General features: G+C 62.9%; 17 protein-coding genes. 5 read left to right on the top strand and 12 right to left on the bottom strand.

Annotated elements, in window-relative coordinates; all coding sequences use genetic code 11:
* Positions 1-19: 19 nt before the first annotated feature.
* The 5 genes from INS93_RS21895 to INS93_RS21875 all read right to left on the bottom strand — a co-directional run bounded on the left by INS93_RS21895 (position 20) and on the right by INS93_RS21875 (position 4680).
* Complete coding sequence (locus INS93_RS21895) at positions 20-400, bottom strand: RidA family protein (protein WP_003464610.1); 381 nt, start codon at positions 398-400, stop codon at positions 20-22.
* 68 nt (positions 401-468) lie between these two features.
* Entirely contained in the window at positions 469-2580 is a 2112-nt protein-coding gene (spoT, locus tag INS93_RS21890) for a bifunctional GTP diphosphokinase/guanosine-3',5'-bis pyrophosphate 3'-pyrophosphohydrolase (protein ID WP_192985519.1), read from the bottom strand.
* Between the two features lie 63 nt (positions 2581-2643).
* Positions 2644-2907, bottom strand: coding sequence for a DNA-directed RNA polymerase subunit omega (rpoZ, locus tag INS93_RS21885; RefSeq protein WP_036998775.1), 264 nt, complete (start codon positions 2905-2907; stop codon positions 2644-2646).
* 143 nt (positions 2908-3050) lie between these two features.
* Complete coding sequence (gene gmk / locus INS93_RS21880; RefSeq protein ID WP_192985518.1) at positions 3051-3668, bottom strand: guanylate kinase; 618 nt, start codon at positions 3666-3668, stop codon at positions 3051-3053.
* 148 nt (positions 3669-3816) lie between these two features.
* Positions 3817-4680 carry a YicC/YloC family endoribonuclease gene (locus INS93_RS21875; RefSeq protein WP_192985517.1) on the bottom strand — a complete coding sequence of 288 codons (864 nt, stop codon included), beginning with the start codon at positions 4678-4680 and terminating at the stop codon, positions 3817-3819.
* Between the two features lie 175 nt (positions 4681-4855).
* Here INS93_RS21875 and rph point away from each other — a divergent pair, with 175 nt between their 5' ends.
* Both rph and INS93_RS21865 read left to right on the top strand, forming a co-directional pair.
* Entirely contained in the window at positions 4856-5575 is a 720-nt protein-coding gene (gene rph, locus INS93_RS21870) for a ribonuclease PH (protein WP_192985516.1), read from the top strand.
* Positions 5576-5603: 28 nt separating this feature from the next.
* The gene (locus INS93_RS21865; RefSeq protein WP_017676063.1) at positions 5604-5975 is read left to right on the top strand and encodes a DUF4870 domain-containing protein; all 372 of its coding nucleotides are present in this window, start codon (positions 5604-5606) and stop codon (positions 5973-5975) included.
* 59 nt (positions 5976-6034) lie between these two features.
* Here INS93_RS21865 and INS93_RS21860 read toward each other — a convergent pair whose 3' ends face one another.
* The gene (locus INS93_RS21860) at positions 6035-6814 is read right to left on the bottom strand and encodes an exodeoxyribonuclease III (RefSeq protein ID WP_017676062.1); all 780 of its coding nucleotides are present in this window, start codon (positions 6812-6814) and stop codon (positions 6035-6037) included.
* Between the two features lie 80 nt (positions 6815-6894).
* Here INS93_RS21860 and pyrE point away from each other — a divergent pair, with 80 nt between their 5' ends.
* Both pyrE and INS93_RS21850 read left to right on the top strand, forming a co-directional pair.
* Positions 6895-7536, top strand: a complete 642-nt coding sequence (gene pyrE / locus INS93_RS21855) for an orotate phosphoribosyltransferase (protein ID WP_013717752.1) — start codon at positions 6895-6897, stop codon at positions 7534-7536.
* A 20-nt stretch (positions 7537-7556) separates the two neighbouring features.
* The gene (locus tag INS93_RS21850; protein ID WP_160018791.1) at positions 7557-8159 is read left to right on the top strand and encodes a DUF4124 domain-containing protein; all 603 of its coding nucleotides are present in this window, start codon (positions 7557-7559) and stop codon (positions 8157-8159) included.
* A gap of 11 nt (positions 8160-8170) precedes the next feature.
* Here the strand turns inward: INS93_RS21850 and INS93_RS21845 are convergent, their stop codons facing one another.
* The 5 genes from INS93_RS21845 to coaBC form a co-directional block, all read right to left on the bottom strand.
* Entirely contained in the window at positions 8171-8617 is a 447-nt protein-coding gene (locus tag INS93_RS21845; RefSeq protein ID WP_192985515.1) for an acyl-CoA thioesterase, read from the bottom strand.
* A gap of 402 nt (positions 8618-9019) precedes the next feature.
* Positions 9020-9925 carry an acetylglutamate kinase gene (argB, locus tag INS93_RS21840; RefSeq protein WP_017676059.1) on the bottom strand — a complete coding sequence of 302 codons (906 nt, stop codon included), beginning with the start codon at positions 9923-9925 and terminating at the stop codon, positions 9020-9022.
* A 24-nt stretch (positions 9926-9949) separates the two neighbouring features.
* Positions 9950-11344, bottom strand: a complete 1395-nt coding sequence (algC, locus tag INS93_RS24740; protein WP_226945670.1) for a phosphomannomutase/phosphoglucomutase — start codon at positions 11342-11344, stop codon at positions 9950-9952.
* Positions 11345-12579: 1235 nt separating this feature from the next.
* Entirely contained in the window at positions 12580-13035 is a 456-nt protein-coding gene (dut, locus tag INS93_RS21830) for a dUTP diphosphatase (protein WP_074682220.1), read from the bottom strand.
* 2 nt (positions 13036-13037) lie between these two features.
* Entirely contained in the window at positions 13038-14246 is a 1209-nt protein-coding gene (gene coaBC / locus INS93_RS21825) for a bifunctional phosphopantothenoylcysteine decarboxylase/phosphopantothenate--cysteine ligase CoaBC (protein ID WP_017676056.1), read from the bottom strand.
* A 139-nt stretch (positions 14247-14385) separates the two neighbouring features.
* Here coaBC and radC point away from each other — a divergent pair, with 139 nt between their 5' ends.
* Positions 14386-15060 (top strand): RadC family protein, encoded by a 675-nt coding sequence (radC, locus tag INS93_RS21820; RefSeq protein ID WP_160018793.1) that lies wholly within the window; start codon positions 14386-14388, stop codon positions 15058-15060.
* 53 nt (positions 15061-15113) lie between these two features.
* Here the strand turns inward: radC and INS93_RS21815 are convergent, their stop codons facing one another.
* Entirely contained in the window at positions 15114-16691 is a 1578-nt protein-coding gene (locus INS93_RS21815) for an ABC transporter substrate-binding protein (protein ID WP_192985513.1), read from the bottom strand.
* Between the last annotated feature and the right edge of the window lie 287 nt (positions 16692-16978).

Here is a 16978-nt window from a genome sequence, read left to right as displayed (position 1 = left end):
GCTGCCCCGCTCGAACGACTTACTCGATGACCAGAATGGCGTCCATTTCCACCTGGGCACCGCGCGGCAGAGCAGCAACGCCGATGGCGGCGCGAGCCGGGTAAGGCTGTTCGAAGTAGCGACCCATGATCTCGTTGACCTTGGCGAAATGCGACAGGTCGGTGAGGAAGATGTTCAGCTTGACGATGTCCTTGAACGAACCGCCGGCGGCTTCGGCTACGGCTTTGAGGTTCTCGAACACCTGCACGGTCTGTGCTTCGAAGCCTTCGACCAGCTCCATGCTCACCGGGTCCAGCGGAATCTGGCCGGACATGTAGACGGTGTTGCCGGCCTTGATCGCCTGGGAGTAAGTGCCGATGGCGGCGGGGGCCTTGTCGCTGGTGATGACGGTCTTGCTCATGAATCGCTCCTTGTGAGAACTGGCTGGGTCGAGCACCCAGCCTACAGGCTTGAAATAGGGAAATTGTGTCAGGCGCGCACTCGGGTGATACGCATCACGCCCTTGAGCGCGCGCAGTTTCTTGATCACGCGGGCCAGGTGCACGCGGTCATGCACGCTGACCACCAGCTGCACGACGCTGATGCGGCCATCGCGTTCGTCCATGCTGATCTTCTCGATGTTGCCATCGGCGGCATTGACGCTGCTGGCCAGCAAGGCGATCAGGCCGCGCTGGTGCTCCAGCTCGACGCGCAGTTCGACGTTGAATTCGCCGGTAACGTCCTTGGCCCAGTTGAGCTGGATGCATTTTTCCGGGTTGTGGCGGATATCGACGATGTTCCGGCAGCTCTCCATGTGCACCACCATGCCCTTGCCGGCAGACAGGTAGCCAACGATGGGGTCGCCCGGGATCGGCGTGCAGCACTTGGCGTAGCTCATCACCAGGCCTTCGGTGCCGCGAATCGCCAGCGGGCCTTCGCTGCTCGGCAAGGTGTCGTCGCCATTTTCGGCCAGCAGGCGGCGGGCCACGACGTAGGCCATGCGGTTGCCCAGGCCGATGTCTTCGAGCAGGTCCTCGATGACTTCCTGGCGGTACTCGCCGAGCACGGCTTGCACGCGCTCGGCGGAGATTTTCTCCAGGTGCGTGTCGAAGCTGGCCAGCACCTTGTTCAGCAGGCGTTCGCCGAGGCTGATGGATTCGGAGCGGCGCTGCTGCTTGAGGGCGTGGCGGATGTGCGTGCGCGCCTTGCCGGTGACCACGAAGTTGAGCCAGGCCGGGTTCGGGCGCGCGCCCGGCGCAGTGACGATCTCAACCGTCGAGCCGCTTTCCAGCGCCTGCGAAAGGGGGGCCAGGCGGCGGTTGATGCGGCAGGCGATGCAGGTGTTGCCGACGTCCGTGTGCACCGCGTAGGCGAAGTCGACCGCGGTGGAGCCTTTTGGCAGCTCCATGATGCGACCCTTGGGCGAGAACACGTAGACCTCGTCCGGGAACAGGTCGATCTTCACGCTTTCGATGAATTCCAGCGAATTGCCGGCGCGTTGCTGCAGTTCCAGCACGCCCTTGACCCATTGGCGTGCGCGGGCGTGGTTGCCCTTCGGGGCCTCGTCCTCGCTGGACTTGTACAGCCAGTGCGCGGCGATGCCGTTGTTGGCCATCTCTTCCATCTCGCGGGTGCGGATCTGGATCTCGATGGGCACGCCGTGCATGCCGAACAGCGTGGTGTGCAGCGACTGATAGCCGTTGGCCTTGGGAATCGCGATGTAATCCTTGAAGCGGCCGGGCAGCGGCTTGTACAGGTTGTGCACGGCGCCGAGCACCCGGTAGCAGGTGTCGACCTTGTCGACGATGATACGGAAGGCGTAGACGTCCATGATCTCGTTGAACGCCTTACGCTTGCCGCGCATCTTCTGGTAGATGCTGTAGAGGTGCTTCTCGCGGCCGATCACCTCGCCTTCCATGCCTTCGCGCTGCAGGCACATCTGGATCGATTCCTCGATCTTGGCGACGATTTCCTTGCGGTTGCCCCGAGCGCGGCGCACGGCGGCGCGAATGCGCTCGGAGCGCATCGGGTGCATGGCCTTGAAGCCCAGGTCTTCGAACTCCACGCGCATGTTGTGCATGCCCAGCCGGTTGGCGATGGGCGCGTAGATTTCCAGAGTTTCCTTGGCAATGCGCCGGCTCTTCTCGTGCGGCATGGCATCGAGGGTGCGCATGTTGTGCAGGCGGTCGGCGAGCTTGACCAGAATCACGCGGATGTCGCGGGCCATGGCCATGGCCATCTTCTGGAAGTTCTCGGCCTGCGCCTCGGCCTTGGTCTCGAAGTTCATCTGGGTCAGTTTGCTGACCCCGTCGACCAGTTCGGCCACGGTTTCGCCGAACTGCGCGTTGAGCGCTTCCTTGGCGATGCCGGTGTCTTCGATCACATCGTGCAGCATGGCGGCCATAAGGCTCTGATGATCCATGTGCATGTCGGCGAGGATGCTGGCCACGGCCAGCGGATGGGTCACGTAGGCTTCGCCACTGCGGCGGCGTTGGCCATCGTGCGCCTGTTCGGCGTAGAAGTAGGCTCGGCGAACCAGGTTGACCTGGTCATGGCCGAGGTAGGCCGAAAGTCGGTCGGCGAGAGCGTCTATACCAGCCATGGGGTATTCCCCTCATGACCGGTTTGGCTACACGCCGCGCAACTTCGACCCGGCATCATCGATTTACAGAGGCTCGTTGGCCTCTTCCTCGAAGGCTGCGAACAGCGGTTCTTCTTCGACGATGTCTTCCTGGGCGATCACTTCGTAGTCCACCAGGCCGGCAGCGATTTCGCGCAGGGCCACTACGGTGGGCTTGTCGTTTTCCCAAGCCACTTTCGGCTCTTTGCCGCCGGTGGCCAGCTGGCGCGAACGTTTGGTCGCGAGCATGACCAGTTCGAAGCGGTTATCAACATTGTCCAGGCAATCTTCGACGGTAACGCGAGCCATGGTGTTCCTCGTAACGTGTGCGGATAAGCTTGGCCCGAGCGGGCGAGCGGACTGAATATTGTAAAGCAGCTGCAAGCTTCAAGCTACAAGCAGGAGCCAAACCGGCCTTGCTTTTACTTTCAGCTTGTGGCTTGAGGCTGCTGTTATGCCAACAGCTCGCTGAGCAGGCCGGCATGGCGCTGCTGTTGCTGTGTTTGCGCCAACTGGTTGCTGCGGAAGATGGCTTTCAGGTCGCTCAGGGCGTGATTGAAGTCGTCGTTGATCACCAGGTAGTCGTATTCGACGTAGTGGCTCATCTCGCTGACGGCCTCGCGCATGCGTCGTTCGATGATCTCGCCGCTGTCCTGGCCGCGGTTGGTCAGGCGGTGACGCAAAGCTTCCTGGGTCGGCGGCAGGATGAAGATGGATTTGCTCTGCGGCATCAGCTTGCGCACTTGCTGCGCGCCCTGCCAGTCGATCTCCAGAATCAGGTCGAAGCCTTCGTTCAGGGTCTGCTCGACCCATTTCTGCGAGGTGCCGTAGAGGTTGTCGAAAACCTGGGCATGCTCGAGAAATTCGCTGCGTTCGAGCATGACGTTGAACTGCGCGTGGTCGACGAAGTGGTAGTTGACTCCGTCCACCTCACCTGGACGCATGGCGCGGGTGGTATGCGAGACCGAGACGCGAATCTGCGCCTCGCTGTCGATCAGGGCCTTGACCAGGCTGGTCTTGCCGGCGCCGGAGGGAGCGGAAACGATGTAGAGGGTGCCGGTGGTGGCCATTAGAGCTTCCTGAGCAAATCTTGATGGGCGTGAAAACGTAGCGAGCGACGGCTAGACAAGGCGAAATCAGGTGAGAAAGCGGAGTCTACGACTGTAAATGAGCATTTCGAACCTGATTTATGCGCGGTATAGCCTAGCGCAGCAGTTTTCACTCGATGTTCTGTACTTGCTCACGCATCTGTTCGATGAGCACCTTCAGATTGACTGCAGCCTGTGTGCTGCGCGGATCGAAGGCCTTGGAACCGAGGGTGTTGGCTTCTCGATTGAGCTCCTGCATGAGGAAGTCCAGGCGCCGCCCGGCAGCACCGCCGGCCTTGAGCACGCGACGGACTTCGCTGACATGGGTACTGAGGCGATCCAGTTCCTCGGCCACGTCACTCTTCTGCGCCAGCAGCACCAGTTCCTGTTCCAGGCGTTGCGGGTCGAGCTCGGCCTGCATCTCGGCGAAGCGGGTTTCGATCTTGGCGCGCTGCCCGGCAAGCATCTGCGGTACCAGTTCGCGCAGGGCGGCGACTTCGTCGAGGATGCTGTCGAGGCGCTCGTTGAGCAGCTTGGCCAGCTCGGCGCCTTCTCGAGCACGGCCGGCCTTGAGTTCGCCCAGCGCCTGGTCGAACAGCTTCAAAGCTGCAGTGTTCAGCGCCTGCGGGTCGGTCGAGTCGGCCACCAGCACGCCGGGCCAGGCCAGCACTTCCAGCGGGTTGAGCGGGGCCGGTTGCTGAATCAGCCCGGCGACCTGTTCGGCGGCGGCGATCAGTTGGCGAGCACGCTCGCTGTCGACCTGCAATTGTTTGCCGGCACTTTCTTCGGCGAAGCGCAGAGTGCATTCCACCTTGCCGCGTGACAGACCCTGGCGCAGGGCTTCGCGCACGGCGCCTTCGAGATCGCGGAAGGCTTCCGGCAGGCGCAGGTGCGGTTCGAGATAGCGGTGGTTGACCGAGCGCAGCTCCCAGCTCAGTGTGCCGTGAGCGGTTGCCTGCTCATTGCGGGCAAAGGCCGTCATGCTATGAACCATGGGATACCTCGTGGAAGTCGGCTCGAAAAACGCAGGATTGTAGCTCACGGCGCCTACCCATTTCATGTGCAGGCGATCGGGCCTGCCATCTGCTGGCGCCAATTCGGCGTGTCGCCTTGCTCGACCGCCCCCTATAATGCGTGCTGTTTTCACTTAATGAAGTAGGTATCGCTCGATGAAACGTCCCAGTGGCCGCGCCGCCGATCAGTTGCGCTCGATTCGCATCACCCGCAACTACACCAAGCACGCCGAGGGATCGGTGCTGGTGGAGTTCGGCGACACCAAGGTGATCTGCACCGTCAGCGTCGAGTCGGGCGTGCCGCGTTTCCTCAAGGGTCAGGGCCAGGGTTGGCTGACTGCCGAATACGGCATGCTGCCGCGTGCCACCGGCGAGCGTAACCAGCGTGAAGCCAGCCGTGGCAAGCAGGGTGGCCGTACCCTGGAAATTCAGCGCCTGATCGGTCGCTCGCTGCGCGCGGCACTGGATATGACCAAGCTGGGCGAGAACACCCTGTATGTCGATTGCGATGTGATCCAGGCTGACGGTGGCACCCGTACCGCTTCGATCACTGGCGCCATGGTGGCGCTGATCGATGCGTTGAAAGTGCTGAAGAAGCGTGGCGCGCTCAAGGGCGATCCGCTCAAGCAGATGATCGCTGCGGTGTCGGTCGGCATCTACCAGGGCGAGCCGGTGCTGGATCTGGATTACCTGGAAGACTCCGCCGCCGAGACCGACCTCAACGTGGTAATGACCAATGCAGGCGGCTTCATCGAAGTGCAGGGCACTGCCGAAGGCGCACCGTTCCAGCCTGAAGAATTCAACGCCATGCTGGCGTTGGCGCAGAAGGGCATGAACGAGATCTTTGAACTGCAGAAGACCGCGCTGGTCGACTGAGACCCTCAACCGAGCAAGGAGCACCCGCATGAATGACGATATGCAAAACCCGGTTCCGACGCCCAGTCAGGAAGCGCGTCAGTGGGCGATGTTCTGCCACTTCGCCGCGTTTCTCGGGTTGGTGTTCCCCTTTGGCAATCTGCTTGGCCCGCTGATCATCTGGCAGATCAAGAAAGACCTCGACCCCTTCGTCGATGCCCAGGGCAAGGAAGCGCTGAACTTCCAGATCAGCGTAGCGCTGGCCGCAGTGGTCTGTTTCATTCTGATGGTGGTGGTGATCGGCTTCCCGCTGCTGATGCTGTTGGGCCTGGCGGCGCTGGTGTTGACCATCATTGCGGGTATCAAGGCCAATGAAGGGCAGCCCTATCGCTACCCCTTCAGTTGGCGTTTGGTGAAGTAAACCTGCGTGCAACAAAAAGCCGGCGATCAGCCGGCTTTTTCATGACTCTTACCTGTCGATCAGATGCTGAGAATCCAGTCGTAATCGACGATCAGCGGCGCATGCTGGGAGAAGCGCGGCTGACGTGGCAGGCGTGCGCTGCGCACACTACGGCGCATGCCCGGAGTGAGCAGCTGGTAGTCGAAGCGATAGCCCAGGTTGAGCATTTCCGCCTGCTCGTTATCCGGCCACCAGCTGAACTGGTCACCTTCGCGGCTGACTTCGCGCAGGGCATCGACATAACCCATATTGCCAACCACCTCATCCATCCAGGCGCGCTCGGGCGCCAGGAAACCTGGTGATTGCTGGCAGTCACGCCAGTTCTTCACGTCCAGCTTCTGGTGCGCTACATGCAGCGAGCCGCAGTAGATGTACTCGCGACGCTTGCGGCGTTGCTTGTCCAGATAGTGGGTGAAGTCGTCCATGAACTTGAATTTCTGATTCAAGCTCTCGTCACCGTCCCGCCCGCTTGGCAAGAGCAAGGTGGCGATACTTACCTTGTCGAAATCGGCCTGCAGGTAGCGCCCGTAGCGATCGGCCATCTCGAAGCCGAGGCCGCTGATCACCGCCTTGGGTTGCAATCGCGAGTAGAGCGCCACGCCACCTTGGCTGGGCACTTCACCGTCGCATGCATAGAGGAAATAACCGTCCAGTTGGAAGGCTTGGTCGTCCATTTCAAAGGCGGAGGCACGGGTGTCTTGCAGGCAGATCACGTCGGCATTCTGGGCTTGCAGCCAGCTGAGCAGACCTCGCTCGGCCGCAGCCTGAATACCATTCACGTTCACACTGATGATCCGCATAAATGGCCCCCAAAAACACGTGCGTGTATGATACCCGAGCTCACCTCATTTAGCTAAATCCGTGCCGTCCGGGACTTTTCATGCAAGCGTACCAGCGCGATTTCATTCGCTTTGCCATCGAACGCGGTGTTCTGCGTTTCGGTCAGTTCACCCTCAAGTCCGGGCGTACCAGCCCTTATTTCTTCAATGCCGGCCTGTTCGACAGCGGTCTGGCGCTGGCTCAGCTGGGGCGTTTTTACGCGGCGGCCATCGTCGACAGCGGTATCGACTTCGATGTGCTGTTCGGCCCGGCCTACAAGGGGATTCCGCTGGCGGCGACCACTGCAGTGGCGCTGGCCGAGCATCATCAGCGCGATCTGCCCTGGTGCTTCAACCGCAAGGAAGCCAAGGACCATGGCGAGGGCGGCACCCTGGTCGGTGCGCCACTCAAGGGCCGTGTGCTGATCGTCGATGACGTGATCACCGCCGGCACCGCGATTCGTGAGGTGATGCAGATCATCCAGGGCCAGGGCGCGCAGGCTGCCGGCACGTTGATCGCGCTGAACCGCCAGGAGCGTGGTCAGGGCGAGCTTTCCGCCATTCAGGAAGTCGAGCGCGACTTCGGCATGCCCGTAGTGAGTATCGTGTCACTCGAACAGGTATTGGAATATCTGGCAGGGGATGCTGAACTGAAGCAATATCTGCCGGCTGTCGAAGCCTATCGCGCCGAGTACGGAATCTAGCCCTAGCACAAGGTCGTCTTATGCCTGCACCGCTCCTGACCCGCTGTACGCTGCTCTGTAGCCTGCTACTGCCGCTGTCTGGTGTGGCTGCCGAGCTGTATCGCTACGTCGATGACAAGGGTGTGACGGTGCTCAGTCGCCAGGGTGTGCCGCCGGAGTTCATCGGCAAGGGTTACGAGGTGCTCAATGATCAGGGGCGCGTGCTGCGTGTGATCCCGCCGGCCCCGACGCCTGAAGAGTTCGCCCGCATGCAGGCGGACAAGGCGCGCGCCAGCAGCGATGCCCAGCTGCTGCGCCTGTACACCAATCTCGATGATGTTGACCGTGCCCGTGAGCGCAAGCTGGCCGAACTCGACAGTGTCACCAGCGTCGCGCGTGGCAATCTGCAGTCGGTGCGTACTCAGCAGGCCAACTTGCAGAGCCAGGCTGCCGACCATGAGCGTGCCGGGCGCCAGGTACCGGAGCATTTGCTGGCGCAGATCAACAACCTCAAGGAAGAGCAGCGGCGCCTGCAGCGTGATATCGCCCGTTACAAGGAGACGCGCACCCAGGCCGAGGCGGGTTTTGCCGCTGATCGTGCGCGCCTGGCCGAGTTGTTTGGCGAGCCGCAGAAAAAGCCTTAGGGCTCAGTCATTCAGCCTAGTGGCTGAGTATTCTCGAAACTCTCGATTTTTTCCCTGAGCCACTGCGGCAGCGGCGCGCTGCTGCGTGTCGTGCCGTCTGCGTGAACATAGACGATTTCGCCGCTGGTCAGCAGCTCGCCGTCGCGCCAGATGCCGAGTGCGAAGGTCAGGCTGGATCGGCCCAGGCGCGCGCTGCGCACGCCAATCTGCAACTGATCGTCGAAGCGCGCCGGGGCGCGGTATTCGAGCAAGGCGCGGATGGCGAAGAAATCGCCGCCGTCCCGAGCCAGGTCACCGGGGTAGGCGACGCCCAGCGCACGGAAGTATTCGGTGATGGCGACGTCGGCGTAGGTCAGGTAGTGGCCGTTGAAGACGATGCTTTGCGGATCGACTTCTGCCCAGCGCACGCGCAAGGCATGGAAAAAGCTGAACTGGCTGAGTTCGGGCAGGCTGCTCATGGGCGCTCCTTGGCGAAGATTGCCTGGCGAGCGTGCATGTTGAGGAGGGCTGCGGCAAGTTCGAGTCGGTGTGCGGATGGCTTGCGATAAGGCTGTTCGATGGCCGGCGTCATCTCGTAGGGTGCGCCGCGCGCACCGGTTCGCCCTGCGGGCACCCTCGGCTTTGGCTTCCTGCGTCGCTCTACCTCCTGCATCCATGCAGTCGTCTCCCGGAGGGCGAGGGGCATCAGAGGGATGCGTGGCGACCGCTTGCCCTCACCCGCCCTGCGGGCACCCCGCTCCGCGCCCCGGCCTGATCGCCAGCGATCAGGCGCTCATCGGCGCAGGAAGCAGTGCTTCCACAAGCGCGCCTCTTCGCCCCAGGGGGAGAGGGGCATCAGAAGGCCGCGTTGCGGCCGCTGTTTAGGGGCGTTTGCGGTTGCTGATCATGGTGCCATTGCCGATGTCGGTGAAGATTTCCAGCAACACTGCATTGGGTACACGGCCATCGATGATGTGCGAACTGGTCACGCCACCCTGCACTGCTTCCAGGGCGCATTTGATCTTCGGCAGCATGCCGCCGTAGATGGTGCCGTCGGCAATAAGGTCATTGACCTGCTCGGTAGTGAGGCCGGTGAGCACCTCGCCCTGCTTGTTCATCAGGCCGGCGATGTTGGTCAGCAGCATCAGTTTTTCGGCCTTCAGCGCCTCAGCCACCTTGCCAGCGACCAGGTCGGCGTTGATGTTGTAGGACTCACCGCCCGGGCCGACGCCGATGGGCGCGATGACCGGGATGAAGTCGCCCTTGACCAGCATGTTCAGCAGGTCGGTGTTGACCCCGGTGACCTCGCCGACATGGCCGATGTCGATGATTTCCGGCTGGGTCATCTCTGGCGTCTGGCGGCTGACCGTGAGCTTCTTGGCGCGGATCAGGCCTGCATCCTTACCGGTCAGGCCGATAGCGCTGCCGCCATGCTGGTTGATCAGGTTGACGATGCTCTTGTTGACCTGGCCGCCGAGCACCATTTCCACCACGTCCATGGTGGCGGTATCGGTGACGCGCATGCCGTCGATGAAGTGGCTCTCGATGGACAGTCGCTTGAGCAGGTCGCCAATTTGCGGGCCGCCACCGTGCACCACCACCGGGTTGATGCCGACGGCTTTCATCAGCACGATGTCGCGGGCGAAGCCCTGCTTGAGCTCCTCGCTTTCCATGGCGTTGCCGCCGTACTTGATCACCAGGGTCTTGCCGACGAAGCGGCGGATATAGGGCAGGGCTTCGGACAGTACCTTGGCAACCTGGGCAGCGGCGTCACGCTCGAGGGTCATGCATGGGCTCCTGAAACAAATCGGTCAAAAGGGCAGTTGCAGGTCGGGGGCGACCTTTAGCAGCTGAACACGGAACACATCCTGGATACGCTCCAGCTCTTCCTGGGTGTCGGCTTCGAAGCGCAGCACCAGCACCGGTGTGGTGTTGGACGCACGAATCAGACCCCAACCCTTGGGATAGTCGACGCGCACGCCATCGATGCTGGTGATGTTCGCTTCGCCCCACTGGCCTTCACGCTGCAGGCGTTCGATCATGCCGAACTTGGTCTGCTCGGTGACCTTGATGTTGATTTCCGGCGTTGAAATGTCGCTGGGGAAAGCGCTGAACACTTGCTCGGCGTTGCGTTTTTCGAGGCTGAGGATTTCCAGCAGACGGGCAGCACTGTAGATGCCGTCATCGAAACCGTACCAGCGCTCCTTGAAGAAGATGTGACCGCTCATCTCGCCGGCCAGCAGGGCACCGGTTTCCTTCATTTTCTTCTTGATCAGCGAGTGGCCGGTCTTCCACATCACCGGGCGACCGCCGTAGCCGCTGATCAGCGGGGTCAGGCGACGGGTGCATTTGACGTCGAAGATGATGTCGGCGCCGGGGTTGCGCGAGACCACGTCCTTGGCAAACAGCATCAGCAGGCGATCCGGGTAGACGATATTGCCGGTGTTGGTCACCACACCGACACGGTCTCCGTCACCGTCGAACGCCAGGCCCAGGTCGGCGTTCTCCGCTTTGACGCGGGCGATCAGATCGACCAGATTCTCCGGTTTGCCCGGGTCCGGGTGGTGGTTGGGGAAGGTGCCGTCCACTTCGCAGAACAGCGGAATCACGCTGCAGCCCAGGGCTTCGATCAGTTGCGGGGCGATCACGCCGGCGGCGCCGTTACCGCAGTCGACCACCACGCGCAGCGGCTTGGCCATGGCGATGTCGTCACGAATGGTCTTGAAGTAGCGCTGCAGGACGTCGACCTGCTGCACGCTGCCGACGCCGCTGGCCAGGTCGTTGTTGTCCAGGCGGGTTTTCAGCGCGACGATCTGCTCGTTGGCCAGGGTGTCGCCCGCGATGATGATCTTGAAGCCGTTGTAGTCCGGCGGGTTGTGGCTGCCGGTAAGCATCACGGCCGAGCGGCCTTCCAGCACGTTGGCGGCGAAGTACACCACAGGGGTCGGCACCATGCCGACATCGGTCACTTCGCAGCCGCAGTCGAGCAGGCCCTGTACCAGCTGTTGCAGCAGTTCCGGGCCGGAGAGGCGGCCGTCGCGGCCAGCGATGACCTTGGGCTCGCCCTGGGCCAGGCTCTGCGAGCCGATGGCGCGGCCAATCCAGTAGGCGTATTCGGCGGTCAGGGTGTCGCCCACCACCCCACGGATGTCGTAGGCGCGGAAGATGTCGTCGGGAAGTTTAGGGGCGCTTTGGCGAGTGCTCATTGCGGGGTTCTGCTCCAGTCCCAGGAGATCCTGGTCTTCATCGAGAATGTCGATATCGAGGATATCGGTGTCCTGAAACAGCGGGTCGACCAGCTCGGCTGGCTTGGCTGCCGGCTGAGCGGCGGGTGCCGCAGCTGTTCCTTTAACGGGGGTACTGCTGCCTTCAGGGCCACTGCGGCGCGGCAATCGCGCCAGGCTCTGGGCCAGTGCATCGAGAACCGGCATGCTGAGGCTGAAGGCTTTGACGTTCTTACCGGCGGAGAGTTCTTTGAGCATTTGCCCGAGTTGCTGGGCGTCGAGATTGACGCGCCGCTGCAGCGCGCCCTGCACCAGGATCATGCCGATCAGTGCGCCGCCCAATGCAAGCAGGAACGCGAGGCCGAGCATCGCGGGAGAAATGCTGCCTTGAGCCAGGCCGGGGCCGGGGGCGAAGCTGATCTTCCAGTAGGGGTTGCCGGTGGCGAAGGTCTGCGCAGCGGCTGCATCGCCTGCCTGACCGCGCTGTAGCAGAATCTGCGGCGGCGTGTTGGCGAACTGCTGCACCAGCTGCACCTGGCCATACTCTGGCGGTAGCGCTGGTATGGCTGCGAGCAGTCGCTGCAGATCGAAAGCCAGCAGCAGCGTACCCTGTGCCGGCTGGTTCTCACTCAGGCGCAGCGCCACGGCACTGTATGCCAGCCAGCGCTCACCCACGCGATAGGCTTCGATAGCGGGTTGCTGACCGCTTTCAGTGCGGCGCAGCATATCCAGGCCGGCGAAGTTCATCGGCGCGGTGCGGGACGTGTTCTGTACCGCTTCGCCGCGGCGATTGAGATGGGCATCGATCACGCCATCCCAGTAGCCCAGGCGCCGCTCGACTTCACTGACCCGCAGGTTGTCGCCGCTTTGCAGTGCTTGCAACAGCTCCGGGTTGCGTGCTGCGGCGAGGCTGTCGGCTTGTAATTGCTTGAGCACCTGCTGCACGGCAGAGGCCTGGCTACTGCCCATGGCCTGCACCAGCTCTGTCTGGCGTGCCTGGCTGCTGCTGTTGTCGGCAAACCACAGCAGCGCGGCGCCTGCGGCCCCACCGATCAGTGCGGCCAGCAGACCGGGTAGCAGTGCGCCCTGCAAGGGGTTAGCCTTCTTGCCCTTGGGCTTGCTCGGCACCAGGCTGGCAGCCGCGTTGGCTTCCTTGGCGGTACGCTTGAAGAGTTTCACGTGGGTGCTCCTCGGCGGGTCGTCCTGTGGGGGATGAATCAGTGGCTACCGGAGTGGCCGAAGCCGCCGGCGCCACGTTGAGTCTCGTCGAACTGCTCGACCAACTCGAAGTGGGCCTGCACCACCGGTACCAGCACCAACTGGGCGATACGTTCGCCGATGGCGATGGTGAAAGGCGTCTGGCCACGGTTCCAGCACGAGACCATCAGTTCGCCCTGGTAATCCGAGTCGATCAGGCCGACCAGGTTGCCGAGGACGATGCCGTGTTTGTGGCCGAGGCCCGAGCGCGGCAGGATCATCGCGGCCAGGCCAGGGTCGCCGATGTAGATCGACAACCCCGTCGGAATCAGCACGGTCTGGCCTGGCTCGAGGACGATCTCCTCCTTGAGCATGGCGCGCAGGTCGAGGCCGGCGGAACCGGGTGTGGCGTATTGCGGCAGCGGAAATTCCTGGCCGAGGCGGGGGTCGAGGATCTTGGCTTGCAGAGCGTGCATGGTCAGTTCTTGTTCAGTCGTTCGGCGATAAGGGTGATCAATTGGCGGGCAATCTTGCCCTTGCTGGTCTGGGCGAAGCTGGTTTGCTGCAGCCCACGGTCGATCACGGTGATGGCGTTCTCTTCACTATTGAAGCCGATGCTGGGGTTGGCCACATCATTGGCGACGATCAGGTCGAGATTCTTGTCGCGCAGCTTGCGCGAGGCGTATTCGAGCAGGTTCTCGGTCTCGGCGGCGAAGCCCACGCTGAACGGGCGATCTTCGCGGCCGGCGATGGTGGCGAGGATATCCGGGTTGCGCACCATTTGCAGGAGCATCCCTTCGCCACTGCTGGGGTCTTTCTTCAATTTGTGCTGGGCTACCACTTCCGGGCGGTAGTCGGCTACTGCCGCGGCGGCAATCAGCACGTCACAAGGCATGGCCGCTTCGCAAGCGGCGAGCATGTCGCGAGCGCTGACCACGTCGATGCGGCTGACCCGGTCCGGCGTCGGCAGGTGCACCGGGCCGCTGACCAGAGTCACTCGCGCGCCAGCTTCGGCAGCGGCCTCGGCCAGGGCGAAGCCCATCTTGCCGGAGCTGTGGTTGGTGATGTAGCGCACCGGATCGATGTTTTCCTGGGTCGGGCCGGCGGTAATCAGGATGTGCAGGCCGTCCAGTGCCTGGCGCTGGAAGCAGTCTGCGGCCAGCTGGGCCAGATCATTGGCTTCGAGCATGCGACCGAGGCCGACATCGCCACAGGCCTGGCTGCCGGATGCCGGGCCGAACAGGCGCATACCGCGACTTTGCAGCAGTTCGAGGTTGGCCTGGGTGGCGGCGTCGCGCCACATGGCCTGGTTCATCGCCGGAGCCAGAGCAATCGGCGCGTCGGTGGCCAGCACCAGGGTGGTGAGCAGGTCGTTGGCCACACCCTGAGCGAGGCGCGCGATGAGGTCGGCGGTGGCCGGGGCGATGAGGATCAGATCGGCCCAGCGCGCCAGCTCGATGTGGCCCATCGCCGCTTCGGCGGCCGGGTCGAGCAGGTCGAGGTGCACGGGGTGGCCGGAAAGGGCCTGCAGGGTCAGCGGGGTGATGAACTCGCGTCCGCCCTGGGTCATCACCACGCGGACTTCGGCGCCCTGATCCTTGAGTCGGCGAACCAGTTCGGCGCTCTTGTAGGCAGCAATACCGCCCCCCACGCCGACGATGATGCGTTTGCGATACAGCCGCTGCATAGGCCTGCCTTTTATAAACCGGTGGATGTGCGCCACGTGACCAACGCCTCCCCAGGCCGGCCCCGTGTAAAAAGATGGGCTACGATAGCACAGCGCCCGCAGCGGAACAGCGGGCGCCTGGCTCGACARGGAGGTGTACATGAGCATTCGTGACTGGCCCGCGGCAGAGCGTCCGCGGGAGAAATTGCTGGAGCAGGGCGCGGCGTCGCTGACCGACGCCGAACTGTTGGCGATCTTTCTGCGTACCGGGGTGACCGGCAAGAGTGCGGTGGACCTGGCGCGTTATCTGCTGAGCGAGTTCGGCAGTCTTAGAGTCCTTCTGGAAGCCGATCTGGCTGGCTTCAGCCAGCACCTCGGCCTGGGGCCGGCCAAGTACGCCCAACTGCAGGCGGTGCTGGAGATGTCGCGGCGCCATCTGGCCGAGCGCCTGCGCCGCGATTCGGCGCTGGAAAGCCCGCAGACGGTGCGTGACTACCTCAAGGCGCAGCTGCGCCACGAACCGCATGAGGTATTCGGTTGCCTGTTTCTCGATGCCAAACATCGCGTGCTGGCGTTCGAGGTGCTGTTTCGCGGCAGCATCGACAGCGCCAGCGTTTATCCCAGGCAGGTGGTCAAACGCGCTCTGGCCAACAATGCCGCAGCCGTCATCCTCACTCATAACCACCCATCGGGTGTAGCGGAGCCCAGCCAGGCCGACCGCGTGCTGACCCAGCGTCTCAAGGATGCCCTGGCGCTGGTCGAGGTGCGCGTGCTCGATCACTTCATCATCGGTGATGGTGAGCCGCTGTCGATGGCCGAGCTGGGCTGGATGTAGGGGCGGCGCTCCTGGAGTGCGCAGGGTGGGCTTCAGCCCACCAGGATGACGGCTTATGGTGCCATCTGCACCGAGGCAAAATTCTGTCGGCCGAACGGACTGACCTTGTAGCCCTGCACCTTGGCGCTGAGCAGGGCGAAGGCAGTGGGGTGGGCCAGCGGCAGCCACAGCGCCTGCTCCTGAATGATCTGCTGCGCCTGATGATAGAGGCGGCTGCGCTCATCCTGGTCGCTGCTGGTCTTGCCGTCCGCGATCAGCTTGTCCAGCGCTTCGTCGCAGTAGCGCGCGAAGTTCAGGCCTGACTCCACCGAGGCGCAGGCGAATTGCGGGGTGAGGAAGTTGTCCGGGTCGCCGTTGTCGCCGGCCCAGCCCATGAACAGCAGGTCGTGCTCGCCGGCCTTGGCGCGGCGGATCAGCTCTCCCCATTCGATCACGCGAATTTCAGCAGCGATGCCGACCTTGGCCAGATCCGCCTGCAGCAACTGCGCGCCGAGGCTCGGGTTGGGGTTGAGCAGGCTGCCGCTGGGGCGTGTCCAGATGGTGGTTTTGAAGCCGTCAGCCAGGCCCGCTTCGGCCAACAGGGCGCGGGCTTTTTCCGGTTCGTGCGCGTAGCCGGGCAGTTCGCTTGCATAGCTCCAGGTGTTCGGTGGATAGGGGCCGCTGGCGGGCTCGGCGCTGCCTTCGAACACGGCCTTGACGTAGCTGGTCTTGTCGAACGCCAGGTTGATCGCCTGGCGCACCTGCGGTTTGTCCAGTGGTGGGTGCTGGCTGTTGATACCGACGAAGGCGGTCATGAACGCGGCGGTCTGTGCGCTTTTCAGTTTGGCGTCGCCGGCGATGGCCTGTACGTCCTGTGGTTTCGGCGACAGGGCGATCTGGCATTCGCCGCGGCGCAGCTTCTGCAGGCGCACGTTGCTGTCCGGAGTGATGGCGAATATCACCCGCTCCACGCCCGGCTTGCCGGCGAAATAGTCCGGGTTGGCGCGGTAGCGCACCACGGCATCCTTCTGGAACCGCTCGAAGACGAACGGTCCGCTGCCGATGGGCGCGCTGTTGAGCTTCTGCGGGGTACCGGCAGCCAGGAGTTTGTCGGCATATTCGGCAGAGTAGATCGAGGCGAAGCCCATGCTCAGGGTGGCGAGGAAGGTGGCATCGCGGCGGTTCAGGGTGATGCGTACGCTCTGGGCATCCGCTGCCTCGACCTTGGCGATCAGGCTTGGCCACTGCATCGACTGGGCATGTGGGTAGCCACTGGCGGCGACCTTGTGCCAGGGATGCTGGTCGTCGAGCATGCGCTGGAAGCTGAACAGCACGTCTCGGGCATCGAGCGTGCGACTGGGCGTGAAGTCGGCGCTTTGGTGAAATTGCACGTCGTCGCGCAGAGTGAAGTCATACACCAGGCCGTCGGCGGAGATCGACCAGCTGCGCGCCAGGCTTGGCAGCAGTTTGCCCTGCTCGGCGTCGAATTCCACCAGGCGGTTCATCAGCATGTCCGCCGAGGCGTTGGTGGTGGTCAGCGAGTTGTACTGCACCACGTCGAAACCCTCGGGGCTGGCTTCGGTGCACACACTGAGGGTGGCGGCCTGGGCCAGGATCGGGGTGCATAGCAGAGCGGCGAGTAGCAGGCGCATGGTGAAGTCCTCATTCCTGGCGTTGACGGCAAGCTTGCAACCCTAGTCGATTTGCCATGAGCTGAATACCTGATCGAGGCGACGAGCGGTCAAATCTTGATCAGGCCCCAACGGGCCGGCCCCCGGCGGGTCTGCTGGCTCGGGATTGGGTTTTATCCTGCGGTTTTCCTTGTTGCCTTCAGGGCTTTCTGGTATAAAGCAGCGCTCTTTTCTAGGGGCCCGGTTCTTGCGCTATCCAGTGCGCCCGGTAAGACCCTCGAGAAACGCGGCGCCGAGCGCCAATGACA

Origin of the sequence: Pseudomonas sp. EggHat1 (genome assembly GCF_014892995.1) — a bacterium.
GTDB lineage: Bacteria > Pseudomonadota > Gammaproteobacteria > Pseudomonadales > Pseudomonadaceae > Aquipseudomonas > Aquipseudomonas chaetocerotis.
This window is presented reverse-complemented; position numbering and strand designations above follow the sequence as displayed.